The sequence below is a fragment of the Marinobacter sp. OP 3.4 genome (genome assembly GCF_036224885.1).
Lineage (GTDB): Bacteria > Pseudomonadota > Gammaproteobacteria > Pseudomonadales > Oleiphilaceae > Marinobacter.
Window position 1 is genome coordinate 1 of sequence record NZ_JAVVLT010000104.1, and the last position, 24,599, is coordinate 24,599.

Below are 24,599 nucleotides of genomic sequence, written 5' to 3' on the forward strand. Positions count from 1 at the left end.
AATAAACTGGCTGCTTAAATGCGGTCATTTGGACAACTGGGTTGAAAATCGCCGATCCCGGTGCGGAAATCGATGCATTGTCACCTCGTAAACTGATCCGCACTTGTCACACACATCGTCTTCAACTCTTGAACTAGCCCAGGTTTTAACTATACCTACTCCCATCTCATTTTTTGCCATAAACGCCGCAATAAGCGGACAAATAAGCTTGGCTATAATTGTGAGCGCAGCGAAACAAGCCAAGCTTATTTGTTCCGCTTGATTGCTTTGTTATGTGCGACTATCGCCGTTGTGAATGAATAGAAAGGCAGCCGTAGATTTCATGAGTAGACATATCATTACTTCCCCCATAGCTAATATACGAACTCCTCACATCTTCAACAAACTCAAGACACATTTCATTTAACTGAACTAGTCCACGGAGATCACTTTTCAAGCAACAATACCATTTAGACTTACTGTCGTAAGTAGGGTGAATCTTGCTTGGGTACATACTCTTAGTATATACACATTCATTCTTTTCAGAACTCAATTGAATGAGATCTATTTTACTATTGAATTTTTCAACCCTTCTATGGGTCATTACGAAAAGCGGGTCACCATGAGCGACTACATTCCGTATTGTCTTCATGGTTTCATATAGATACCAGAACTTATACTTTTTTAATCTCATCATTCCATTTGTCAATTCATTAATTTTACTAGCAGCCTCAAAACTATCTGAGAAATTCATTTCCTCGGAAAAGTATTCCATCTCATACTTTGAGTGCTGAAGCATTTTAGTTAAGCACCAAAACAAATTTACAATCATGCTTTCTATTAGTGCAACATGCTTTACGAGCATAAGTTCATTTTGGAACTGTGCAAGAGATTTCAGGTTTTTCTGAGGATCTGTAAACTCTCTCTCTTCTTTATTAATTCCATACATAAGATCAAAATCTTGATTCGCTTGTGCAGAATTTTTTCTATTTACAAATGAACTTTCAACACTGCGGTACCTTTCATCATACTCCATGAAATCAACGTCATAATTTTCAACCAATTTTTTAACCACACCTGCGAGATTATTGATTTCACTTCGGACATGATTCATTCTCATTAATGACACAAACTTTCCCTATCAAATATCAAACAATAGAGCTTGATTAGTACTGATGAATAAAAACGACACATAACGCTGAAATTTGCGGCAGTTTTGGAGCGGCGAAGCTGCGGAAAAACTGTCCGACAACATTGACTGGTTAAGGGCCGGTTACCCCGGGCCCGGACCGGGCAATCAATTTCGAATGCCTACTCCCGATACTGTGTACCAGCTAGACGGATGGCGCTAGGAACCTGGACACCGAATGAGAGGCAGAACTCAAAACCCCGCGCCGAATTGCCCCGCAACTTGAACGCCAAATCGGCCGACAAAACCGTTGCAGACCTAGGGCTGTTTTTGCCTGCGGGCGACCGCTGAGGCAGCGGCCAAACACCCAACCAATGCGCGCCGAAGCCAAGGCCTTTAACGCCTTGGGTAAGCTGCCGGTACGGAGCGCAGCGTAGTACCGGTCAGCTTCACCCGCTGGTTAGCAGTTTACTCGATCCAAAATCCGGCAATCTGGTTTTGCCCCATAGCCATCTTTATGAGGCTATCGGACTCTGAACTTGAAGACACCACCTTCCATAGATGAACCTTGAACCCTTCCTGATTGAGAACCCCCAAATACTCAGGTTGGTATCCACCTTTGAATCTTGAGGATAGAGACCTTGAAAGGGTTTCGAACTGCTCTGCACTGATGGCTTTCCGAAAATTTGAATCAGTATGTTCCAGAAATTGCTGATAATCGTTTGAAGCAATAGCACTAATTTGTGAATGGAACAAAACCTCGATCGATGGCTTGGCTTTCGTATCTGCAAGCAGCAATGATGAAAAGACTGATAACAAAATCAGTGCCGTGAGTGCGAACCTATTCAAAACTTGGAATCTCCTTTTCCTACCTGCTAACGCTGAGGTAACCGGCGCCGGAGCGATAGCGGAGGGAACCAAAAGCGGTACGCTTTTGGCGTCCGGTTGACCGCCTGGTTAATGGCCGTTCACCACCGTGGTTAAGCTTGGAAACCCAGACCGCATGCCCTCTCCCGGAAAGCTTGCACCAACTCGACGGATGACGAAAGGAACCAGAACGCAAAGGCTACCGGCCCGATTACCGTTTGAGACGGACGACCCCACGACTGGGGCACACCATGAATACCAACACCGCTGACCATTGTGGCAACCAAACCAGACAGCGAATTTTCCGGCCTTGGCGATCACCAGAGTGAGCGGGCTTGCAACCAATCCCGATGCCAAGGCCTTTGCACCCCACCTGCTAAAAACTCACGAATGCCGGGCCAATAACGCCTTGGGTAAGCTGCCGGGACGTAGCGCAGCGTAGTACCGGTCAGCTTCACCCACTGGTTATATGGTTTCGATGCGTGGGCTACTAAAAGAAGAAAAAGGCCCCTTTTCTTCTCCTACTTTACTCCCACTCCCACTAGCTACCTTTATTCCATTCGTCTTGGGAGCCCCATAGCGCCTTATACATTTTGGGGTTCTCCTTCTTAAACAAAAGATAAGCACGAATAATGAAAACCCAGAAGATGGCGACAGCGACAACGCTTGGGTAAAAATCTCCTTCTGGATACGCCAGAGCTAGCACGAAAGTCGGCGCGCTACCCAAAGATAAAACCCAGATCAGAAATATCGTATCCACCCAAAAAGCCGTCCAGTCCCGAGAGGCAGCCTTAAGCTGATATCGGAAGCGATAGTAAAAGCCGAGGCTTTTATAGGCTAAGAACCCTGTAAAAATTGCCGATGTTATTGCCACCACCCATGGCATAGTTTTTCCTATTTTTTTCTTGGTTTTTCCTAAAATCCGCCACAGTGAACGTCAATGACCATGCATTCTTTGGCACATATAACGTCTGCATAAACGGCGGCTTTTACGTAGCGAAGCGGAGAAAAAGCCGTCCGGTGGAGGCCCTCTGGGCCGGAACGAATTTGATGCACTTGTTAGCGAAGGCCTCAGGCTCACGCAATCATTTTGCCTTTGCAACCAGTTTAGAATTGATCTCTGGCTGTGGCGGATTATTCCTCAGGCACTTCTCAATTTGCTCCGCCAATTCCCGACGCTGCTTTCTGTTCAAATACCAAAACTTTCCGAAAGAGTCCTTAGCGAAGAATCTATCGAATTTTTTCAGGTTCAGCTTAATTGATGGTTCACATAATTGTATTGGTTCAGAAGGTTGAAGCAATTTTGGTGTTGATGATTCGCCGAGGAAGCAAACAACAACCTTATCGTCCTCTTTGTATAAAAACCCAAAGGAAACCATCCATATAGGCCCAGCACTGAGGTTCGTGACAGTGAGCCCAACGGAGTGCTCGTTGGTCCTACCACTTGTAACAATTGATGTCTCAAGCTTCAATTTTCGCCGGTTCAAAAAAGGCTGGTAAAAGAGAGCAACAAGTACCGCTAAAAAGGTCGAGATAGCGCTTATCGCTGTCCAGTCTATCTTACTGAGCTCGAATGTCACCACTTCCTCCAATCAGTAAGTCGCTAACAGTTTATTCTACGTCTAAAGTGACGATATGCCCGGACGAACCCGCCCCGGGAAACGTCGGGAAAATTTCCACAATCCAATACCTTGCCCGCGCACGACCGTCCCTGCAACCTGCATATCCGTTCCGACAAAAATGACAAAACGTCGGTAGATTTCGAATATACCGTCAAAAGTGGCCGAATATCCGATGGATATCCGAAGAAAACGTCAACCCCGGCTCAAAACGTGACTGCGATCACGCTGTCGAGCCCGCCAGTGCTGTACAAAATTACAGTCTTTATTAGGAGATAAATGTGCCATGGACGTGCCACACCCTATATCCTCGCAATCGCCCCGCTTTATGGACCAGCTCCGCACGTTTATCCGTGCTCGTGGCCTGGCCTACCGGACGGAGAAGACCTACTGCGCCTGGGTCCTGCGATTTATTCGTTTTAACCAGTATCAGTCTCACGATCAGCTTGATGCTCATCATATCCAGGCTTTTCTCAGCAACCTGGCGGTTGATCAGCATTGCTCAATCAACACGCAGAAAACCGCGCTGAACGCGTTGGTATTTTTGTTTCGTGAGTTTCTCGGGCAGGAGATACCTGGCCTGGGCTTCCGGAAGGCAGCTGTGCGTCGTAAGCTGCCAACGGTGCTTTCGGGTTCCGAGGTGGCTCGCGTGCTGGTGCATCTTCATGGCAACCACCGTCTGATGGTTCAGATGATGTATGGCTGCGGGCTCCGGGTCATGGAGGTGGTTCGCCTTCGGGTTAAAGACATCGACATCGAAAATCAGGCCCTTTGGGTTCAGGAAGCCAAAGGGGGAAAAGCCCGCAGAACGTTATTGCCCGAACGGCTGCAAAGTAGCCTTGCGGAGCAGATACGGTGGGTCAGGGAGCTTCATCGATGCGATCTTCAGGCCGGATACGGCAGCGTCTATCTACCCGACGCACTGGCCAGAAAGTACCCGAATGCGCCTTTCGAGCTGGGCTGGCAGTATCTGTTTCCTGCGCGACTTTATTCCACTGACCCCCGCAGCGGTACGGCGCGCAGGCATCATGTCGGCGAACGTCAGCTTCAGCGGTCGGTCAAACAGGCGAGTCAGAAGGCGGGTATCAACAAGCGGGTGTCCTGCCATACGTTCAGGCATTCTTTCGCGACCGAGCTACTTCGGCAGGGCACAGACCTTCGTGCCATTCAGGAGATTCTGGGCCACACCTCCATCGAAACCACGCAGATCTACACGCATGTCGTCGGTCTGCATGAACGCGGAATGGTGAGTCCCATCGACCGCATTTAACCGTCACCGAGGCTTTACCAGCCACGCTACCGCCCCGCCGGCTACCTGACACCCAATCCCTGGACGCTTTAGCCCCCCTTCAGTCCAATACCCGACCTACTGCTTCGAAAGCAAATGGTCGTCCGCGCACCCCGGATGAAAATACTGCGGCGTGCGGCTCAATTCGCCTAGGCTCACATTACCAAACCGTTAGGACCGACACTATCCCACCAACTCGCTCACCGCAAACACAAAAAAGCCGCCAGACCCAAAATAGCAATGGCGGCAACACGTCAGGAGACCAATCCTGCAATCAAGTCACTACTGGTAAGCGTCTCAGAACGAATCCCCAGGCACCCGAACCCAACCGTCCATAAGCACCCGCGCACTACGACTCATAACTGCTTTGGTCGCCGTCCACTCGCCATTCACCTGGGAAGCTTCAGCACCAACCTGCAATGTCCCGGAAGGATGCCCGAAGGTCACAGATGTGCGATCCCCTCCCCCGGCGGCAAGGTTCACCAGCGTCCCAGGCACAGCCGAGGCAGTGGCAATCGCTACAGCTGCCGTCCCCATCATCGCGTGGTGTAGCTTGCCCATGGACAGGGCCCGGACCAGTACATCAACGTCACTGGCCTTGATGTCCTTACCGGAGGAGCTGATGTAGTCCTTGGGTTTCGACACAAACGCCACCTTGGGGGTGTGACCGCGGTTGGCCGCTTCTTCCGGCGTCTTGATCAACCCCATTTTCACCGCCCCATGGGCGCGGATGTTTTCGAACATGGCCAAGGCTTCCGGGTCGCCGTTGATAGCCGGTTGCAGTTCGGTGCCCTGGTAGCCGATGTCTTCGGCATTGATAAAGATCGTGGGGATGCCGGCATTGATCATGGTGGCCCTGAGGGTGCCCACGCCGGGTACCTCCAGGTCATCCACCACATTGCCGGTGGGAAACATGGCGCCTTCGCCGTCGGCCGGGTCCATGAATTCAACCGCCACTTCCGCTGCCGGGAAGGTGACGCCGTCCAGTTTGAAGTCACCGGTTTCCTGCACTTCGCCATTGGTCATGGGCACTTTGGCGACGATGGTCTTGGCGATGTTGGCCTGCCAGATGCGGACGGTGGCGATGCCGTTATCCGGTACCCGGCTTTTGTCCACCAGGCCGTTGGTGATGGCGAAGGGGCCGACGGCGGCGGAGAGGTTGCCGCAGTTCCCGCTCCAATCCACGAAGGCCTTGTCGATGCCCACCTGGCCGAACAGGTAGTCCACGTCGTGGTCGTCGCTCTGGCTCTTGGCCAGCAGCACGGTCTTGCTGGTGCTGGAGGTGGCGCAGCCCATGCCGTCGATCTGTTTTTCGTAGGGGTCTGGGCTGCCGATGACGCGCATCAGGAGTTTGTCGCGGGCTTCGCCGGGTTGCCGGCAGCGTTCCGGCAGGTCTTCGATGTTGAAGAAGACGCCTTTGCTGGTGCCGCCGCGCATGTAGGTGGCGGGGATTTTTATCTGGGGTACTGTGCTCATGCTGGTTTGTACCTGTGTTCGGTTCTGGCTATGGAGTGGCCTGCCTTCCCCCTCTCCCTGGCCCTCTCCCTCCAGGGGAGAGGGGACGTATAGGTTCGGCTTAGGCGTTTGCCTGCTCCACCCTCTCCCTGGCCCATTATTCGCACCTTCGGCGCTCACCCTTCGGGCCAGCCTGCGGCTGTTCTGCGCTTCGCTGGTCCCGTCAAGGGAGAGGGGATGTTCAGGCCGGGCTGTGGAGTTGCCTGCCTTCCCCCTCTCCCTGGCCCTCTCCCTCCAGGGGAGAGGGGATATAGGGCTCAGGGTTTGGCGGTTAGGGCCTTTCAGGCCGCGCCTTCTGTTTCCAGGAAGTCCTGGGCGAAGCGTTGCAGTACGCCGCCGGCCTTGTAGATCTCCACTTCCTCGGCGGTGTCCAGGCGGCAGGTGACCGGGACCCGGTCGATATCACCGTTTTTGCGGTGGATGACCAGGGTCAGTTCGGCGCCCGGGGCGGCGTCGCCTTCCACATCGTAGGTTTCGGTGCCGTCGATGGCCAGGGTCTTGCGGGTGGTGCCTTCCTGGAACTGAAGGGGCATCACGCCCATGCCAATGAGGTTGGTGCGGTGGATGCGCTCGAAGCCTTCCGCCACGATGGCCTCCACGCCCGCCAACGCCACGCCCTTGGCGGCCCAGTCACGGGAGGAGCCCTGGCCATAGTCGGCGCCGGCGATGATGATCAGCGGCTGCTTGCGCTCCATGTAGGTTTCGATGGCTTCCCACATGCGGGTGACCTTGCCTTCCGGCTCGATGCGGGCCAGGGAGCCCTGCACCACGTTGCCCTGCTCGTCCCGCACCATTTCGTTGAACAGCTTGGGGTTGGCAAAGGTGGCTCGCTGGGCGGTCAGGTGGTCGCCCCGGTGGGTGGCGTAGGAGTTGAAGTCCTCCTCCGGCAGGCCCATCTTGTGCAGGTATTCACCCGCGGCACTGTCCATCAGGATGGCGTTGGACGGCGACAGGTGGTCGGTGGTGATGTTGTCCGGCAGCACCGCCAGCGGGCGCATGCCCTTGAGGGCCTTCTCACCCACCATGCCACCTTCCCAGTACGGCGGGCGACGGATGTAGGTGCTCTGGGGCCGCCACTCGTACAACGGTTCGCTGGCCGCCTGCTTGTCCCGGGTCAGGTCGAACATGGGGATGTAGGTGTCGCGGAACTGCTGCGGCTTCACGCTCTGCTTGACGATGGCATCGATCTCTTCATCGTCCGGCCAGATGTCTTTCAGGGTGACCGGGTTGCCGTTCTGGTCGTGGCCCAGCACATCCTTCTCGATGTCGAAGCGGATGGTACCTGCAATCGCGTAGGCCACCACCAGCGGCGGTGACGCCAGGAACGCCTGCTTGGCGTAGGGGTGGATACGGCCATCAAAGTTGCGGTTACCGGACAGCACCGCCGTAGCATAGAGATCACGCTCCACCACTTCCTTCTGGATCACCGGGTCCAGGGCGCCGCTCATGCCATTACAGGTGGTGCAGGCGTAGGCGACCACACCGAAGCCAAGGTCTTCCAGCTCCGGCAGCAGGTTGGCTTCTTCCAGGTACATCTTGACGGTCTTGGAGCCCGGCGCCAGAGAGGATTTCACCCACGGCTTGCGGGTCAGCCCCAGTTTGTTGGCATTACGGGCGATCAGGCCGGCGGCCACCATGTTGCGGGGGTTACTGGTGTTGGTACAGCTGGTGATGGCCGCAATGATGACGGCGCCATCCGGCATCTTGCCCTCTTCCTCTTCCCATTGACCGGCAATGCCGCTCTCCGCCAGCTTCGCGGTGGGCAGGTGAGCATGGGGGTTGGACGGGCCCGCCAGGGTGCGCTCCACCTGGCTCAGGTCAAAGGTCAGCACCCGCTCGTATTCGGCGGTTTTCAGGTCGTCCGCCCACAGGCCGGTGTGCTTTGAATACTTCTCAACCAGGGCCACCTGCTCGTCTTCACGACCGGTGAGCTTGAGGTAATCGATGGTCTGGTCGTCGATGTAGAACATCGCGGCGGTGGCGCCATACTCCGGAGTCATGTTGGAGATGGTGGCCCGGTCGCCCACGGTCAGGCTGTCGGCGCCTTCACCGTAGAATTCCAGGTAGGCGCCCACCACCCGTTCCTTACGCAGGAACTCGGTAATGGCCAGAACCATATCGGTGCCGGTAATACCTGGCTTCAGCTTGCCCTTCAGTTCCACGCCCACGATGTCCGGCAGGCGCATCATGGAGGCGCGGCCGAGCATGACGCTCTCCGCTTCCAGGCCGCCCACACCAACGGAAATAACGCCCAGGGCATCCACCATCGGGGTGTGGCTGTCGGTGCCCACACAGGTGTCCGGGAAGGCCACATGCCTGCCCTCGCCGTCCGGACGGTTCTGGATCACCGGCGACATCTTCTCCAGGTTGATCTGGTGCATGATGCCGTTGCCAGGAGGGATCACGTCCACATTACGGAACGCGGTCTTGGTCCAGTCGATGAAGTGGAAACGGTCGTCGTTGCGGCGGTTCTCGATCTCCCGGTTCTTCTCGAAGGCGTCCTTCTCGAAACCGGCGTGCTCCACCGCCAGGGAATGGTCGACGATCAGCTGGGTGGGCACCACCGGGTTCACCTTGGCGGGATCACCGCCCTTCTCGGCGATGGCGTCCCGCAGGCCGGCCAGGTCCACCAGGGCGGTCTGGCCCAGGATGTCATGGCACACCACCCGCGCCGGATACCAAGGAAAGTCCAGGTCCCGCCTGCGCTCGATCAGTTGCTTGAGGGAATCGGTCAGGGCGGCCGGATCACAGCGGCGCACCAGTTGTTCCGCCAGGATGCGGGAGGTGTACGGCAGAGTGTCGTAGGCGCCTGGCTGGATGTCTTCCACGGCCTGGCGGGTATCGAAATAGTCCAGATCTGTGCCTGGTAGGTTCTTGCGGTATTGGGTGTTCATTTTGTGGGGGCTCTCTCGGAATGCTGTGTTCGTTTTTTGTTCCCTCTCCCCTGGAGGGAGAGGGTTAGGGAGAGGGGGAAAATGGCGTACTCTGGTGCTGGACTCTCCACCCTCTCCCCGGCCCTCTCCCCTCAAGGGAGAGGGGGTAAAAAAGGCAGACTTTGGTGCTGCGATCTTCCCCTCCCTCGAGGGGAGGGTCACTTGTTGTCGCCAGCCTTGGTGTCAACGCCTCATCTATGCAGTGCTACGGGCGCTCATCAATCGGCACCCACTTCGAGTCCGCTGGCCCAGTGTAATCGGCGCTGGGACGGATAATCCGGTTGTTTTCCCGCTGCTCCTTCACATGGGCCGTCCAGCCGGACACCCGGGACATCACGAAGATGGGGGTGAACAGCTCGGTGGGAATGCCCATGAAATGATAGGCAGAAGCATGGAAGAAATCCGCGTTACAGAACAGCTTCTTCTCCCGCCACATCACTTCCTCGCAGCGCACGGAGACCGGGTAGAGCACGGTGTCGCCCACCTCCTCCGCCAGCTTCTTCGACCACTGCTTGATGATCGCGTTGCGGGGGTCGGACTCCTTGTAGATGGCGTGACCGAAGCCCATGATCTTGTCCTTGCGCTCCAGCATGCCCAGCAGACCTTTCTCTGCCTCGTCCGGGGTCTGGAACTTCTGGATCAGCTCCATGGCCGCCTCGTTAGCACCACCATGCAACGGACCGCGCAGGGTGCCAATGGCGCCGGTCACGCAGCTGTGAATATCCGACAGAGTGGAGGCACACACCCGGGCATTGAAGGTGGAGGCGTTGAACTCGTGCTCCGCGTACAGGATCAGGGACACGTTCATCACCTTCTCGTGCAGCTCGCTGGGTTTCTTGCCGTGCAGCAACTCCAGAAAGTGGCCGCCGATGGAGTCCACGTCGCTCTCGGTCTCGATACGCACGCCCTCGTGGGCAAAGCGGTACCAGTAGGTGATGATGGACGGGAACACCGCCAGCATGCGGTCGATCTTGTCGTCCTGCTCACTGAAGTCCTGCTCGGTCTCCAGGTTGCCCAGCATGGAACAGCCGGTGCGCATCACGTCCATGGGGTGGGCATTCTTGGGGATCTGCTCGAGAACCGCCTTGAGGGCGTCCGGCAGGCCACGCAGGCTTTGCAGCTTCTGCTTGTACTCGTCCAGCTCCTTGCGGTTGGGCAGTTTGCCCCGCAGCAGCAGGTAGGCGATTTCCTCGAACTGGGCCTTTTCCGCCAGGTCCGCAATCTCATAGCCGCGATAGGTCAGGCCGGCACCGGACTTGCCCACGGTACACAGGGCGGTTTCACCGGCTACCTGGCCACGCAGGCCGGCGCCTCCGAGTTTCTTTGCTTCAGCCATGGGTCATCTCCTCATCGAATCTCGTTGTCGGCAGTGATCAGTTGTTTTTCTGGGCGAAGAGTTCGTCCAGTTTCTGTTCGAAGTCATGGTAGTTCAGGAAGTCGTAGAGTTCGGCGCGGGTCTGCATGCTGTCCACCACATCCTTCTGGTCGCCCTTCTCCAGGATGTTCTCATACACCATCAGGGCTGCCTTGTTCATGGCACGGAAGGCGCTCAGAGGATAGAGCACCATGCCGGCACCGGCGTCAGCCAGTTCGGACTTGTTGTACAGCGGCGTGGCACCAAACTCGGTGATGTTGGCCAGGATGGGCACATCCAGCGCCTCGGCGAAGGCCTTGTAGTCGGACAGCTCGTGGACCGCCTCTGCAAAGATACCGTCGGCACCAGCCTCGATGCAGGCCCTGGCGCGATCGATGGCCGCGTCCAGCCCTTCCTTCTGGAAAGCATCGGTGCGGGCCATGATAAAGAAGTCGTCGTCCTGGCGAGCGTCGGCAGCGGCCTTGATACGGTCCACCATCTCCTCTTTGGAGACGATTTCCTTGTTGGGGCGATGGCCGCAACGCTTCTGGGCCACCTGGTCTTCAATATGGATGGCGGCCACGCCGGCCCGTTCCATCTCCCGGATGGTGCGGGCAATGTTGAAGGCCCCGCCCCAGCCGGTGTCGATATCCACCAGCAGCGGCAGGTCGGTGGCGGCGGTGATGCGACGGGCATCCTCCACCACGTCATTCATGGTGGTCATGCCCAGGTCCGGCAAGCCAAAGGAGGCATTGGCCACGCCGCCGCCGGACAGGTAGATGGCTTGGTGCCCTACCCGCTCGGCCATCATGGCGGAATAGGCGTTGATGGTGCCGACAATCTGCAGCGGCTGGTTGTCTTTCAGCGCCTTGCGGAAGCGGGCGCCGGGGGACAGTTTCTGGGACATGGGGGCATTCCTCTTATTAACGGATGATCGGGTCGGCTCAGAACGAAATCTCGCCCTCGGTAATCTTGCGTTCGATATTCTGGCGCGCGGCGTTGATGTGGCGTTTCATCAGGAATTCCGCTAGCTCGCCGTCCCGCTGGGCAATGGCCTCGACAATGCGGCGGTGTTCCCCCAGGGCGCGGTGCGGCCGGCCACTGGAGGTGCTCAGCCGGTATCGGTACATGCGCACCATGTAGTAAAGATCACCCAGCAGCATTTGCGCGAGTTTGGCATTACGGCTGCCGGTGGCAATGCGGTGATGGAAGTCGTAGTCGCCCTCGGCCTGGTAGTAGGCCTGGCCATGGGCTTCCTCGATCATGGTTTCATGGGCATCGAGGGTGGCCTGCAGGTCGGCGATTTCCTGGTCGGTCATGCGCTCGGCGGCCTGGCGGGCGGCGAGGCCTTCCATCACTTCCCGGATGCGGTACAGCTCCATCAGTTCCTCGGCGCTGACGGAGACCACCTTGACGCCGGCATGGGGGCGGCGCACCAGAAGGCCCCGGGATTCCAGCCGGCCCAAGGCTTCCCGTAGCGGTCCCCGGGTCAGGTTGAAGCGGGCACACAGCTCTACCTCACCGATCTTTTCACCGGGCGCCAGGTCCCCCTTGACGATCGCCGTTTGCAGACAATCGAAGGCCTCGTCGGCGCGGGTCAGGGACTGTGGGAGGGCGGCGATCCTATTCATTGTCGACAATCCATACGAATATGGTCAGAAAAATACGCCCGACGACCGTTATTGTCAACAATAATGACCTGAAGTACCCGCCGGTTTGTCAACAACACCCTGAACGCACCAGCGTTGTGCGTAACGGGCGCGGCCAACAGAACCCGATCCTTCGCCAATCCATGGAGAAACCGTATAATTCCCATAACCCGCTGATGTTTCCCTTTGTAACGGTATCTTGGTTACACTTGGCATGCTTTCTGATTGCCAGGACATGCGTTATCTCATCTTCAGGAAACTGACACTAAGGACGATATCGATGATCAAAAAATGCCTCTTCCCCGTTGCCGGCTATGGAACCCGCTTCCTGCCCGCCACCAAGGCCATGCCCAAGGAAATCCTGCCGATTGTCAACAAGCCCCTGGTGCAGTACGGGGTTGAGGAGGCCTCGGCGGCCGGTATCACGGAATTCGGGTTTGTCACCGGGCGCGGCAAACGGGCCATCGAGGATCATTTTGATATCAGCTACGAGCTGGAGCACCAGATTGCCGGCACCGGCAAGGAAGACCTGCTGACCTCCATCCGCGACCTGATCAACAACAACACCTTTGCCTTCACCCGCCAGAACGAGATGAAGGGCCTGGGCCACGCTATCCTCACCGGCCGCAACCTGGTGGGCGACAGCCCCTTTGCCGTGGTGCTGGCGGACGACTTCTGTGTGGTACCGGAAGGCGAGGACGGTGTGCTGGCCCAGATGGCCAAACTGTACAAGCAGTTCCGCTGCTCCATCGTGGCCATCGAGGAAGTGCCCAAGGACGAGACCCACAAGTACGGCGTGATCGCCGGCGAGCCCATGAAGGACGGCCTGTACCGCATCACCGACATGGTGGAGAAGCCGTCACCGGACAAGGCCCCGTCCAACCTGGCCATTATCGGCCGTTATATCCTGACTCCGGACATCTTCGAGATCATCGAGAACACGAAGCCCGGCAAGAACGGCGAGGTGCAGATCACCGACGCCCTGCTGGAACAGGCGAAAAACGGTTGTGTGCTGGCCTACCAGTTCAAGGGCAAGCGCTTTGACTGCGGTTCCATCGAGGGTTTTGTGGACGCAACGAACTACGTCTACGAGAACGTGTACAAGAAGAACAAGGAAAAGAAGAAGTAAGGTCCTAACGACCCAGTAGCTGGAAGATCATGCGCCGGTTTTCGTCCGTGCTGTTTCGGTACCGGCGCAGCAGTTCCGCCTCTTCCTCCGACGGCTGGATGCGCTGGAACTGGCGCTCAAGCTCATCCAGGGCGCCGGTCAGTTCATCGGTATTGGAAAACGCCAGCCCGGGCAACTGAAGCTGCCCCGGGTTCACCATCATTTCCGGGTCCAGCAGTGAATCCAGTGGCACGTCCAGGTGCCGGCACAGGTCGATCAACTCATCCACCGCCGGATAGAGGCGCTGGCGTGCGTCCACATGCTCCCACCGTGTGACCACCGCCAGGTCCACATCGCACAGTTCCGCCAGATCACGGCGGGATAGCTGTCTGGCTTCCCGGGCCTCTTTGAGTCTCTGCCAGAAGGTTTCCATGTAGCGCATGCGGGTTACTCCTGCCGATAATCCGGCCCCAGTTTCCGCCCCGTCAAAGGACGACGACTTCCTACTTTATCCTTTACCGTGGCGTTCCGCGATAACCCGGTCAAGGTTCCCGGTGACTGGCGGCCTCAGGCCTTGATTACAACCCGGTCAGATGGGGCATTTCCATTGGTATGGACAGGTTTATGTCTCTACAGTGAATCAATCGCCGATTGTTGCGTAAATATGTCACAGGGACACAAACGGATCGAGGATACTGAGGTACCGATGACTCCAGACCAGGCCTGGCAGTTGATACTACAACAACGGCAACAGCCGGATGATGACAATGGTCGCTGGCCGGACACGGCCACCCCCACCGAAGCGGACCAGGCCCGCCAGTTGCTGCACCTGTTCCGCCCCCTGGTGCGTCCATTGCCGGAAGGCCAGCTACAGTTGGTGGCCCAGATGGGCCAGAGCCTGGACGGGCGTATTGCCACCATCACCGGCAAGTCGCGGTATATCAATGGCCCCGACGGCCTGCTTCACCTGCATCGCCTGAGGGCGGTGTCGGATGCCGTGCTGGTGGGCTCCGGCACCGCCAGCGCCGACAACCCCCGCCTCACCGTTCGCCTGGCCCGGGGGCCCAACCCGGTACGGGTGCTGGTGGATCGCCACCGGCGGGTGCCCGACAGCCATCACCTGTTCACCGATGAGGCAGCGCCGACCCTGCGCCTGGTGGCCGGGCGCCTTGACCCGGCATCACTGCCATCCACCCTGGTATCCGGCGTGACTGAGATCCCCTGCCTGAGGGATGAGAATGGCCCGATCAATCCCCGGGAGGTGCTCGATGTCCTGCGTCGCCTGGGATTGCAGCGGATTTTCGTGGAGGGCGGCGGCCAGACGGTATCCACCTTCCTGGGGGCCAGACTGGTGGATCGGCTGCATGTGCTGGTATCCCCAATGATCATCGGCAGCGGCCAGCCTGCTTTCCAGCTACCCGAGATCGACAGCCTGGCAGATGCCCTTCGTCCCCACGCAACCATGGTCAATCTGGGCAGCGATATGCTGTTCGACCTGGATTTTTCCGGCCACTGAACAGGAACAGCACTCCAGGCAGCGCCGACACCAGCACCAGCAGCCCGTAACTGACCGCCAGCGCCACGCCCTGCTCCGGGTCCAGGCCCGCCAGGGGCCAGATAAGGGCCGCCGCCCCTTCCCTAACGCCCCAGCCCGAGATAGTCAGGGGCACCACCATGGCCATCAGCAACACGGTGCACAGGGCCACCAGCAGCCAGGGAGCGGACCGGGCGATCTCCAGCCCGATGCCCATGGCCAGGCACCAGAACACCAGCAGGTAGCTGCCAATCACCACCAGGGACGAGCCAAGCTGGACGGGCAGCACTGAGGGAGCCAGCAATGCCCGCCACAGGTCACTCCGGAAACTCTGCCACCAGGCCCGGACCGGGGGCGCCTGTAACAGGGACCAGGCCAGCAGCGCGACCACCAGCACGCCGGGAACCAGGAACAGGCCAGGCATCGGAGGTGTCGGCAGGGGCAGCCAGAGCGCGATCAACACTATCGCCAGCAGCAGTAGCACCAGTTGGCCCGAGAACCGCTCGATCATGACCCCGTGGATGGCAGTCGCGGTCCGCCCCGTGTTCCGGCGATGACGCAGGGCGCGACCGGCATCGCCTACCACGCCACCCGGTACCAATTGGTTGACCAGGGTGCCCAGGTAGTACTCCCGGATGGCATGCCCCAACGGCAACTGCTCCCCCAGCCGCGACACCGTGTAACACCACCGCCAGGCGGATACCACCACCTGCAGCGGCGTGATCGCCAGGGCCAGCAGTAACCAGGGCAGGTCCACGGAAGAAAGTTGTGCCAGGATGGCCCCGACATCCACCAGCCAGAGCACCAGCCCCAGGAGGGCCAGGGTGGCCAGCCAGCGTACCAGCAGGCGGCTGCCGGCCTTCATGATGGGGGAAGCCCAAGCAGGTCGATATGGTCCACCTCGATCACCAGGGTTCCTTCGTCCACCTGCCGGAACCGATCGGCCAGCCACTGGTCCAGCCACCCCGACTCCTCTTTACCGGAGGCCAATTGTGCCCTGGCGGCCTCCACCCAACCCTCCATCAGGGCTTTCTGCAATTCCCTGTGCCTGCCATCCAGGTGCCAGGGGCTGCTGTCACGGTGGACGGCGTAGCCCCGGGCCTCCAGGGCCTGCGCCAGACAGTCGCTCGCCTCCGGTCCGCAGGCGGCGCCGGTGCCCTTGTCGCCATGCTGGTGCTGGTTGACCTGTTGGCGCAGATCCTCATCCGCCTCATGCTCAGGCATCAGCCGGAACCGGCCCGCATAGGACAGCACCACCAGCACCGCCGCCCGTCGACGGGCCACCGCAGAGGCCAGCGCCTCCAGCCAGGGCCGGGAGACCAGGTCGATCAGCGCCGATGCAGTCAGCAGATCCAGGGGGGTGGGCAACAGGTCGTCCATATTGCCCGCCTCCAGCCGCTGGACATGCACCTGATGAGCGGAGCCGGCCACACCAGCGCCATCCACCAGGACCGCGTCCTGCTCGAACAGGTGCCATTGGTAATGTCCCACGGACCGGGCCTCCAGGGCCCGGGACAGGTATCGCCAGTTGGAGCCGGTGCCCGCGCCGATATCCGCGACCACCGGCGAGTTCCGGTCCTGAAGCCATGCCACCGCCTGGTCGGTAAGGGTTGTGGAGCGGGCGGCATGGTCCGCCGGTTCCCGCAGGGCAAGCCAGCTTGCGTCGAAGTCACTGCCTGCCGGCAGGCTACCGGCAATGGCCTGTTGGAATTCCCTGGCTGCCTGGTCCCAGGTTCGCAGTGCCCGGGCGCTCTGTCGGGCGGCCTGCTGTTGTTGCATCAATCGGTGGGGATATTGCAGTCGTTCGTGGATCAGGGCCGTCAGGGCGTCCACTTCCCCCGCCGGATAGGTGACGCACCCCGGGCGATCCGCCGTGTCCGCCAGCGCCCCACCGTTGGAGGCGATGACCGGCAGGCCATGGGCCAGGGCCTCGTCGATGACCATGCCATAGCCTTCGTACAGGGAGGGCAGTACAAACAGGTTGGCGCGATGGAAGGCCTGTTCCAGTGCTGGCCCGGACAGCTCACCAGTTACCCGTACCCGGTCGGAAAGCCCCTGTTCCCGGATCATCGACATGACGGTGCGGGCGTAGTCCGGATCACGGTCGGCGGAGCCCGCCAACTCGCACTCCCAGCCGTCAGCCGACAGCCTGGACAGGGCCTCCACCAGATGGTGTTGCGCCTTGCGGGGAGACAGGTGTGCCAGGCACAGGATATGGAGGCCGTCGGTGACGGCCCCATGCTCTGATGACTTGACCGGGGGACGCACGCCCGGCCGCACCACGGCAACCCGGCTGGCGGGCACATTGAACCTGCCCAGCCCCCGTGCCGTCGACTCGCTGGTGGTGATAACCCGGTCGACCGCGGCCAGGGCCCGACGCTCGGTGGCCAGGAAGTGCTGGCGGTCCGCCTTGCCCAGGCCCGTCTCGTCCGCCAGCGCGTGATGGACCAGGGCCACCAGGTGCAGGCGGTGGCAGTGCCGTTCCGCGGCCTCCGGGCAACCGCCCAGGGCCAGGCCATCGATGATGACCGTGGTGCCGTCCGGCAATCGGGACAGGGCCCCGTCCAGGGCATCCCTGGCCTGCTGGTCCACCCGGGGGAAACGTCCGGGCAATCCCTGCAGGGTTATGGGCTGCCCCAGTCGATCCAGACCCTCGACCAGTTCACGGACATAGCCATAGCCACCGGTGAGCTGCCCCGGGTCCCCGGGGACGAATACCGCCCAGCCGGGGTCAGAGGGTGTCACGATAGCTCGCCCAGGCGACATGGGATTCCGACAGGGTGACTACCAAGCCGGTCAGTTCCCGGGCGCCATGGCCCAGGACGCCATCCCGGATCGCCTCGGCCATGCGGTCGAAGATATACCGGGCCATAAACTCGGTGGTGGTATTGCGCCCCTCGAATCGATCCATCTCATCCAGGTTCTGCATGTTGATCGGAGCCAGCATATGGGCCAGGGCCTCGCTGGCCAGGCCGATATCCACCACCAGGTCGTTCTGGTCCAGGGCCGGGCGTTCAAAGCCCACATCCACGGTGTAGGTCGCCCCGTGGAGCTGCTGGGCCGGGCCAAACACCTCGCCCCGGAAGCTGTGGGCAATCATGACGTGATCGCGAACGGTGAGTGTGTACATAATCGTTCCTTGGGTTCATCAGTAGTGGATACGGTGGCAAAGGGTATCGGAGGCACCGCCCGCGAGTTCCGGCATTACCGTCGGCAGGTCCTCGAAGGCGCTCTCGCCGGTGATCAGTGCGTCCAGGGCCGGCTCCGCCAGCATGGACAGGGCCAGGGTCATGCGGTTGCCATGGGTCCAGCGCGACGCCTGGCGGGGGCTGATCTGCCCCACCTGGCTGGAGCGCAGTGTCAGCCGGCGGGAATGGAAGGTCCCGCCCAGCGACGCCGGCACCGCCTGTCGACCGTACCAGCTCATCTCGATGATACGGGCCTCGTTGCCCGCTACCGACAGGGCGGTTTCCAGACCGGAGGGATGGCCACTGGTATGGAACACCAGGTCGTGGTCATCCCGCTCCAGCGTGGTGACACACTCCACACCCAGCGATGCCAGCACCGGCTGGCGATGGGGGTTGGGATCCACCGCAACCACCCGGGTTCCGGGGATGCGGGCAGCCAGCCAGGCCACCAGGCAGCCCACCACACCGCAGCCGACCACCGCGATACGGTCACCCACCAGGGGAGCCCCGTCCCAGAGGCCATTGATGGCGGTTTCCATATTGGCGGCCAGCACCGCCCGTTCCGGCGGAACCGCTGTGGGCAATGGGGTGACCGCCGACACCGGCACACGGTAACGGCGCTGGTGCGGGAACAGGCAGAACACGTACTGACCCTCGAGACTGTCCGGTCCGGTGGTCACCCTGCCCACATTCATATAGCCGAAACGCACCGGGCCGGGGAAATCCCCCTGCTGGAACGGCGCACGCATGCGCTGGTACTCGGATTCCGGCACCTGACCGTTGAAGACCAGGGCCTCGGTGCCCCGGCTGATGGCGGAATACACGGTTTCCACCTCCACCCAGGAAGTCTGGTCGTCATGGTGGCCCACCAGCCCGTCCGCAAGCTCCCCAAGACCATTGCCGAGGGACCAGAAGGCGGGAGAGGTTTCCGTTGACGGTGATGCCATGATCGCTCCATGCTGAAGGATGAAGACCGGCGCCGAGGACCAGAAAACGCCACTGATCCAAAGCCCCGGCAGCCGGGTATTATCAATAGTCAGCATAGCTTACGACAGGTACCGGGTATGGATTCACCCCTGCACTCCAACATCCTGGCCAGGGTACCCTGGCGGGATCTGATCCTGGCCGGCCTGGGGCTGGCCGGGCTGCTGGCGCTATGCACCCTGACCCTGGGACTTTCCCCCCTGCCCCTGGCCATGGGCGGGTTGCTTTACCTCGCACTGGCCCTGTTGCTGATCACCGGCCTGACCCTGAGCCGCAGCCGGTTCGGCCCCGCAGACCGGGTCACCCTGGGCCGGGCCGTGCTGGTACTGTTCCTGGCCAGCCTGACCTTCCACCCCGAGCTGCTACAGCGCATGGCCTGGCCCTACGCCCTGCTGTGCCTGGCCGCACTGGTCATGGACGGCTTCGACGGCTATGTGGCCCGCCGGACCGGCACCGCCAGTCGATTCGGCGCCCGTTTCGACATGGAACTGGACGCCTTCTTCATTCTGATGCTGTGTATCGCCCTGATGGTACTGGGAAAGGCCGGGGCCTGGGTACTGCTGATCGGCCTGATGCGTTACGGCTTTGTCATGGCAGGCTGGCACTGGGAGTGGCTGAATGGGCCCCTGCCGGAGAGCTTCCGGCGCAAGACCGTGTGCGTCTGGCAACTGGTGACGCTGATGGTGGCGCTGCTGCCGGTCACGCCGGATCTGTTTGCCCATGCTACGCTTATAGTGGCGCTGGTCCTGCTGGCCGGGTCCTTCGCCATCGATATTCATTACCTGTACCGGCATGCATCAACAAGGAGCCCGACATGAACATTCAATGGAAGACCCCACATCACCTGACCGCCGGCCTGGCTGCCCTGGCCCTCACCCTGGGCACCAACACCGCCCTCGCGGAGCCCAAGGGCTACAAGATCGACGATGAGCACTTCTCAGCCACCTTTGAAGTGAACCACCTGGGGTACGCACCGGTTATCGGCATGTTCCTGGAGGGCAAGGGGCAGTTTGAATACGACGCGGAGGCCCGGGATATACCCTCGGGTAAGGTGGTCATCCAGAGTGCCAGCGTGTTCTCCAACCACGAGAAACGTGACGAGCACCTGCGCAAGGACGACTTCCTGCACAGTGACCGCTACCCGGAGATCACTTTCGAGGTGACGGATTTCGAGAGCACCGGCGAGAACACCGGCAAGCTCACCGGCGACCTGACCCTGCTGGGGGAAACCCACCCGGTCACCCTGGACATCACCCTGAACAAGGCGGGGGAATACCCGATCGGCCACGAGGAATACACCCTGGGGGTCTCGGCCAGCACCACCATCGAGCGCAGCCAGTGGGGCATGACCTACGCCCTGGACCCGCTGATGGTCGGGGACGAGGTGCACCTGCGGTTCGAGTTCGAGGCTATCGAGGACAACGGCTGGTTCTAGGGGCGTCCTGCCCCGATCTCCGGGTTAGTACGATTAGGACCGGGGTCATGAGCATGCTAAACTCCGCGCCCTGATTTCCGGATAACCGCGTTCCCATGGCCCTTTCTGACACCCACAAATCGGATCTATACCTCGTCTTCGTTACCCTGCTGGCGGCTTTCAGCTGGGCTTTTTCCAAGGAAGCCGTGCTGCTGATGCCGCCACTGATGTTCATGTCCCTGCGTTTCCTGATGGCCGGCGCCCTGCTGGCATTTTTTGCCCGGCGGCAACTGCCCCGGCTGGAGTTCCGGCAGATGCTGCGCGGCGCGCGGGTGGGCCTGGTGTTCGGCTCCGCCATGAGTTGCTGGGTCATGGGCATCTGGCTGGGTGTGAACCTGGGTGAGGCCGCCTTCATTGTCAGCCTGGCGGTGGTCATCGTCCCCGCCATCGCCCGGATCTTCTTCCGCGAGGAACAGCCAATGAGTACCTGGCTGGCGATTCCCGTGGCGGTCTGCGGGCTGGCCCTGCTGTCCCTGGAGAACGGCTTCCGCCCGGAGAAAGGCCAGTTGCTGTTTGTGGCGGCATCCTTCATCTTCGCCATTTCCTACATCCTGACCTCCCGTACCGCCAACACCCGCACCGAGGTCACCCGCAAGGGCGAGACCGTTATCCGGGAACGGGTGCCCGCCCTGCCCCTGACCGCCCTGAGCATGACCACGGCGGGGGTGCTGACCGGCATTATTTCCCTGTTCTTCGAAGAATGGGCGCCCACGTTCGCCAACTTCACCGGCACCCTGATGATGTGGCTGGTGGCCAGTGCCACCATCGGTACCGCCTTCCGCTTCCTGCTGCAGACCTACGCCCAGAGTCTGTCCGCCCACAGCCACGGTGTGGTGATCCTGATCCTGGAACCGGTCTGGGTCGCCCTGCTGGCCTGGGTCTGGTTCAGCCAGACCATGACCCCCACCCAGATTGCCGGCTGTGGGGTCATCCTGCTGGCCCTGCTGATCAACCGCTGGACCGTGCTGTCCAAGGCCCTCCGCGGCCGGCTGCGCAAGTCCGCCCGGGCCCGCCGCATCGCCCGCATCCGGGCCACCAGCCAGGGCTGAGAAAGACAACAAAAAGTCCCGGGAAATGGTTGACCAACCGGGCCGGGATCAGTATATTTCCACCCCGTTGCACACAGGACCATAGCTCAGTTGGTTAGAGCGCTGCCTTGACATGGCAGAGGTCGGCAGTTCAAATCTGCCTGGTCCTACCAGATACTGAAAAGCCCCCGAGCGGAAACGTTCGGGGGCTTTTTATTTGCGGCTCTGCCGACGTGCGCCGGACCAGAGGTCAACTGACCTGCGAACGACCAAAAAAGTAAAAGCTGAGTCCGTCATAGTTCTGGAAACCCAGACGTTGGTAGACCGGCAGGCCGAAAGGGCTGGCCTGGAGGGTGACAACGCGGGCACCCCGCTCGAATCCGGCGTTGACGGCCAGGCGGGTGCAGGCACCGGCCAGGCCCTGGCGTTCGGCGGCGGCCACGGTACCCACCCAGTAGATACCGGCGGATGGCCCAGTGACATAGGTCATTGCCGTGGCCAGGGGGACGCCGTCCTTGTAGGCGACCAGGCCGCTGACACTGTCCCCCATGACCCGATCACCGTGCTGGAAGAAGGCAGCCACCTCCTCCGCTGCCATGCCCAGCCTCGGGTACGCCTCCATGTTCACCTGGACGCTGTCCCGTAACTGCTCCTGATCGGTGATGGCGACCGTATAGACCCCCTCGGGCAGGGGCGCCGGCTCCAGTTCACGATTGATGATCATGCAGGGGGCGCTGCCCCGGGGGAAGATGCTGGCATCCGCCAGCAGTTTTTCCATATCCTCGTCGAAGCGTTTGCGGGTGACCAGGGTAAACCCCCGCTCCCGGGACCCGAAGAACCGCATGGCCTGCTCAAAGGCTTTCCCCGCCGGCACGGACGGGTCCAGCCGCAGGGCGCAATTGCGGTAGAGCCCCGGGCGACTGTTGCACCCGGCGATCATCAACATGCCGTCACGCTCATGCAGTTCCGCGGGCTCCTGCCAGCGGGCGTGCATGCGGAACGACTCGATCAGGTTTTCATCAGCAAGCTGGGGACCAATCACCGGTGTCCTCCCGATTCTGTTCGGGCGTCCGCTCCGCCGATGACAATCCGGAAGCTCAGCTAGACGCCGTAGAACTCACGATACCAGGCAACAAACCGCGACAGACCATCCTCCAGCGAGGTTTGCGGGTGGTAACCCACGTCCCTGATCAGTGAATCCACATCGGCGTAGGTAGCAGGTACATCCCCCGGCTGCATGGGCAGGTAGTTCTTTTCGGCGGTCTTGCCGGTTTCCTGTTCGATAATCTCAATGAAACGGGCCAGTTCCGCCGGGTTATTGCTGCCAATATTGTAGAGCCGGTATGGCGCCTTGCTGCTGGCGGCATCCGGTTCCAGTCCATTCCAGTCTGGATTGGAGCGGGCCACATGATCCAGTGTGCGGATCACACCTTCGACAATATCATCAATATAGGTGAAATCCCGCTTGTGGTGACCAAAATTGAAAACGTCGATGGGCTCGCCGGCAAGAATCTTACGGGTGAAGATGAACGGCGCCATGTCCGGGCGCCCCCAGGGGCCATACACCGTAAAGAAGCGAAGCCCGGTGGTGGGAAGCTGGTACAGGTGGCTGTAGGTGTGGGCCATCAGCTCGTTGGCCTTCTTCGAGGCCGCATACAGGCTGACCGGATGGTCCACATTGTCCTGGACCGAAAACGGCATGGTCTCATTGGCGCCATACACGGAGCTGCTGGACGCATAGACCAGGTGCTCCACCCTGTTGTAGCGACACCCTTCCAGGATATTCATGAACCCCACCATGTTGCTGTCCACATAGGCGTGGGGATTCTCAATGGAATAGCGGACGCCGGCCTGGGCAGCCATATGGGCGACCCGCTGGGGCTGGTGCTGCCGGAACAGGGCTTCCATGGCGGCCCGGTCTGCAATGTCCTGGCGAACCTCGGTAAATCCGTGATGGTCCCGAAGCCGGTCCAGCCGGGCTTCCTTGAGGTTGGTGTCGTAATAGCTGTTGACGTTGTCAACACCGATCACCTCGTCACCGCGTTCCAGCAGACGACGGGCAAGGTGGAATCCAATGAATCCGGCGGTACCGGTAACAAGCAGTTTCAAGGTTCTGTCCCTGTTCTAGTCTTCCGCCTGCCCAGCGGTCAGGTCGGACAGGCGGGCATCCAAATCAGAAGTTGAAGCCGACACTGGCGAAGGGACCGCCCACGTCGATATCCAGGCTGTCATCGCCGTCTTCGTAATCAACCGCCATTTCCCGGTAGCCGGCACGAACCTGTACGCCGTAGATCTGGTACTGGCCAAAGAGGTCATAGTCGTACAGAGAATCACCACCGTAACTGACCAGGTTCCCACTGACGCCCACGGACAGGCCGGTCAACGGCAGGTCAAAACGACTGGCGGCGTAGACCATGGGAACGACCGCATCCACGTCGGTCGTGCTGCGGGTGAGACCGGCCTCATCACTGACTTCCAGCTCGGCGTCCAGGTCGCGAGCCGTGAGGCCCAGATCCAGGTTCACCCAGTTATCCAGGATCTCGTAGTACAGGGTGAGGTCCGTCTGCCGCCAGTCCAGCTCCGAATCCACCGGCACCCCGGCAGGCACGCCGTCAAAACCGGAGCTCAGTTCGCCACGGCCGGTCTGGTCGATACGGACATAGCTCAGGCGAACGTTGGGAAGCAGCGGCACCGGATGCTCCAGGAAGGCGCTGAGGTTCACCTCATCGTTGTTGCTGAGGTCCAGCTCGTTCTCCACGTCCACCCGGTCGGAACCGCTGGCGGCGGTGCCGGACAGATCGGAATCCCAATAGCCGATGGTGGCGCCGATCCCCATGACATCGGCCTGTGCCACCGGAGCGGCGACAAAGAGGCAAGCGGTTGCGGCGGGTATCAGTTTTTTCATGGAAGGCTCCCCTGTGGTCGGTAGTAGACAACCTATATAAATGGA

Annotated in this window: 23 protein-coding genes and 1 tRNA gene; 7 read left to right on the forward strand and 17 right to left on the reverse strand. The window is 60.0% G+C overall.

Features of this window, described 5'->3' with window-relative positions; genetic code table 11:
* Positions 1 to 280 precede the first annotated feature (280 nt).
* The 4 genes from RO069_RS17055 to RO069_RS17070 form a co-directional block, all read right to left on the reverse strand.
* On the reverse strand, positions 281 to 1,099 hold the full coding sequence (locus RO069_RS17055) for a hypothetical protein (protein ID WP_328189388.1): 819 nt from the start codon (positions 1,097 to 1,099) through the stop codon (positions 281 to 283).
* A gap of 477 nt (positions 1,100 to 1,576) precedes the next feature.
* Positions 1,577 to 1,957 carry a hypothetical protein gene (locus RO069_RS17060; protein WP_328189236.1) on the reverse strand — a complete coding sequence of 127 codons (381 nt, stop codon included), beginning with the start codon at positions 1,955 to 1,957 and terminating at the stop codon, positions 1,577 to 1,579.
* 559 nt (positions 1,958 to 2,516) lie between these two features.
* Complete coding sequence (locus tag RO069_RS17065; protein WP_328189238.1) at positions 2,517 to 2,861, reverse strand: hypothetical protein; 345 nt, start codon at positions 2,859 to 2,861, stop codon at positions 2,517 to 2,519.
* Between the two features lie 199 nt (positions 2,862 to 3,060).
* On the reverse strand, positions 3,061 to 3,555 hold the full coding sequence (locus RO069_RS17070; protein ID WP_328189240.1) for a hypothetical protein: 495 nt from the start codon (positions 3,553 to 3,555) through the stop codon (positions 3,061 to 3,063).
* A 325-nt stretch (positions 3,556 to 3,880) separates the two neighbouring features.
* On the opposite strand from RO069_RS17070, the gene RO069_RS17075 reads away from it, so the two are divergent.
* A complete protein-coding gene (locus tag RO069_RS17075; RefSeq protein ID WP_328189242.1) occupies positions 3,881 to 4,864 on the forward strand; it encodes an integron integrase in 984 nt (327 codons plus the stop codon).
* Between the two features lie 315 nt (positions 4,865 to 5,179).
* Here the strand turns inward: RO069_RS17075 and prpF are convergent, their stop codons facing one another.
* The 5 genes from prpF to RO069_RS17100 all read right to left on the reverse strand — a co-directional run bounded on the left by prpF (position 5,180) and on the right by RO069_RS17100 (position 12,315).
* Positions 5,180 to 6,358: a 2-methylaconitate cis-trans isomerase PrpF gene (gene prpF / locus RO069_RS17080; protein WP_328189244.1), complete on the reverse strand. Its 1,179-nt coding sequence runs from the start codon at positions 6,356 to 6,358 to the stop codon at positions 5,180 to 5,182.
* Between the two features lie 320 nt (positions 6,359 to 6,678).
* Positions 6,679 to 9,291 (reverse strand): Fe/S-dependent 2-methylisocitrate dehydratase AcnD, encoded by a 2,613-nt coding sequence (gene acnD / locus RO069_RS17085; protein WP_328189245.1) that lies wholly within the window; start codon positions 9,289 to 9,291, stop codon positions 6,679 to 6,681.
* Between the two features lie 244 nt (positions 9,292 to 9,535).
* Positions 9,536 to 10,666 (reverse strand): bifunctional 2-methylcitrate synthase/citrate synthase, encoded by a 1,131-nt coding sequence (prpC, locus tag RO069_RS17090; protein ID WP_328189246.1) that lies wholly within the window; start codon positions 10,664 to 10,666, stop codon positions 9,536 to 9,538.
* Between the two features lie 37 nt (positions 10,667 to 10,703).
* Positions 10,704 to 11,591 carry a methylisocitrate lyase gene (prpB, locus tag RO069_RS17095; RefSeq protein WP_328189248.1) on the reverse strand — a complete coding sequence of 296 codons (888 nt, stop codon included), beginning with the start codon at positions 11,589 to 11,591 and terminating at the stop codon, positions 10,704 to 10,706.
* A 37-nt stretch (positions 11,592 to 11,628) separates the two neighbouring features.
* A complete protein-coding gene (locus tag RO069_RS17100) occupies positions 11,629 to 12,315 on the reverse strand; it encodes a GntR family transcriptional regulator (protein ID WP_328189250.1) in 687 nt (228 codons plus the stop codon).
* Positions 12,316 to 12,613: 298 nt separating this feature from the next.
* Between RO069_RS17100 and galU the strand changes: the two genes are divergently transcribed.
* Positions 12,614 to 13,462, forward strand: coding sequence for a UTP--glucose-1-phosphate uridylyltransferase GalU (galU, locus tag RO069_RS17105; protein ID WP_328189251.1), 849 nt, complete (start codon positions 12,614 to 12,616; stop codon positions 13,460 to 13,462).
* A gap of 4 nt (positions 13,463 to 13,466) precedes the next feature.
* Here the strand turns inward: galU and RO069_RS17110 are convergent, their stop codons facing one another.
* Entirely contained in the window at positions 13,467 to 13,883 is a 417-nt protein-coding gene (locus tag RO069_RS17110; protein ID WP_328189253.1) for a helix-turn-helix domain-containing protein, read from the reverse strand.
* Between the two features lie 264 nt (positions 13,884 to 14,147).
* Here RO069_RS17110 and RO069_RS17115 point away from each other — a divergent pair, with 264 nt between their 5' ends.
* On the forward strand, positions 14,148 to 14,957 hold the full coding sequence (locus RO069_RS17115) for a RibD family protein (protein ID WP_328189255.1): 810 nt from the start codon (positions 14,148 to 14,150) through the stop codon (positions 14,955 to 14,957).
* Here the strand turns inward: RO069_RS17115 and RO069_RS17120 are convergent.
* From RO069_RS17120 to RO069_RS17135, 4 genes are read right to left on the reverse strand one after another with little or no spacing between them, the layout of a single operon-like run.
* The gene (locus RO069_RS17120; RefSeq protein ID WP_328189257.1) at positions 14,908 to 15,840 is read right to left on the reverse strand and encodes a lysylphosphatidylglycerol synthase transmembrane domain-containing protein; all 933 of its coding nucleotides are present in this window, start codon (positions 15,838 to 15,840) and stop codon (positions 14,908 to 14,910) included. The two genes, RO069_RS17115 and RO069_RS17120, sit on opposite strands and share 50 nt — an antisense overlap.
* On the reverse strand, positions 15,837 to 17,720 hold the full coding sequence (locus RO069_RS17125) for a glycosyltransferase family 4 protein (protein WP_328189259.1): 1,884 nt from the start codon (positions 17,718 to 17,720) through the stop codon (positions 15,837 to 15,839). The genes RO069_RS17120 and RO069_RS17125 overlap by 4 nt, the downstream gene beginning before the upstream one ends.
* The gene (locus tag RO069_RS17130; protein ID WP_328189261.1) at positions 17,707 to 18,105 is read right to left on the reverse strand and encodes a 6-pyruvoyl trahydropterin synthase family protein; all 399 of its coding nucleotides are present in this window, start codon (positions 18,103 to 18,105) and stop codon (positions 17,707 to 17,709) included. Before RO069_RS17130 ends, RO069_RS17125 begins: the two co-directional genes overlap by 14 nt.
* Positions 18,106 to 18,123: 18 nt before the next feature.
* Positions 18,124 to 19,110, reverse strand: a complete 987-nt coding sequence (locus RO069_RS17135) for a zinc-dependent alcohol dehydrogenase (RefSeq protein WP_328189263.1) — start codon at positions 19,108 to 19,110, stop codon at positions 18,124 to 18,126.
* A 117-nt stretch (positions 19,111 to 19,227) separates the two neighbouring features.
* Between RO069_RS17135 and RO069_RS17140 the strand changes: the two genes are divergently transcribed.
* The 4 genes from RO069_RS17140 to RO069_RS17155 all read left to right on the forward strand — a co-directional run bounded on the left by RO069_RS17140 (position 19,228) and on the right by RO069_RS17155 (position 21,822).
* Complete coding sequence (locus RO069_RS17140; RefSeq protein ID WP_328189264.1) at positions 19,228 to 19,965, forward strand: CDP-alcohol phosphatidyltransferase family protein; 738 nt, start codon at positions 19,228 to 19,230, stop codon at positions 19,963 to 19,965.
* A complete protein-coding gene (locus tag RO069_RS17145; RefSeq protein WP_328189266.1) occupies positions 19,962 to 20,582 on the forward strand; it encodes a YceI family protein in 621 nt (206 codons plus the stop codon). Before RO069_RS17140 ends, RO069_RS17145 begins: the two co-directional genes overlap by 4 nt.
* A 95-nt stretch (positions 20,583 to 20,677) precedes the next feature.
* On the forward strand, positions 20,678 to 21,670 hold the full coding sequence (locus RO069_RS17150) for a DMT family transporter (RefSeq protein ID WP_328189268.1): 993 nt from the start codon (positions 20,678 to 20,680) through the stop codon (positions 21,668 to 21,670).
* A gap of 75 nt (positions 21,671 to 21,745) precedes the next feature.
* Positions 21,746 to 21,822 (forward strand) — tRNA-Val (locus tag RO069_RS17155).
* A gap of 77 nt (positions 21,823 to 21,899) precedes the next feature.
* On the opposite strand, the gene RO069_RS17160 is transcribed toward RO069_RS17155, so the two are convergent.
* The 3 genes from RO069_RS17160 to RO069_RS17170 form a co-directional block, all read right to left on the reverse strand.
* On the reverse strand, positions 21,900 to 22,691 hold the full coding sequence (locus tag RO069_RS17160; RefSeq protein ID WP_328189270.1) for a GNAT family N-acetyltransferase: 792 nt from the start codon (positions 22,689 to 22,691) through the stop codon (positions 21,900 to 21,902).
* A 59-nt stretch (positions 22,692 to 22,750) separates the two neighbouring features.
* The gene (locus RO069_RS17165) at positions 22,751 to 23,758 is read right to left on the reverse strand and encodes an NAD-dependent epimerase (protein WP_328189272.1); all 1,008 of its coding nucleotides are present in this window, start codon (positions 23,756 to 23,758) and stop codon (positions 22,751 to 22,753) included.
* Between the two features lie 64 nt (positions 23,759 to 23,822).
* Entirely contained in the window at positions 23,823 to 24,554 is a 732-nt protein-coding gene (locus RO069_RS17170; protein ID WP_328189274.1) for a TIGR04219 family outer membrane beta-barrel protein, read from the reverse strand.
* Positions 24,555 to 24,599: the final 45 nt, after the last annotated feature.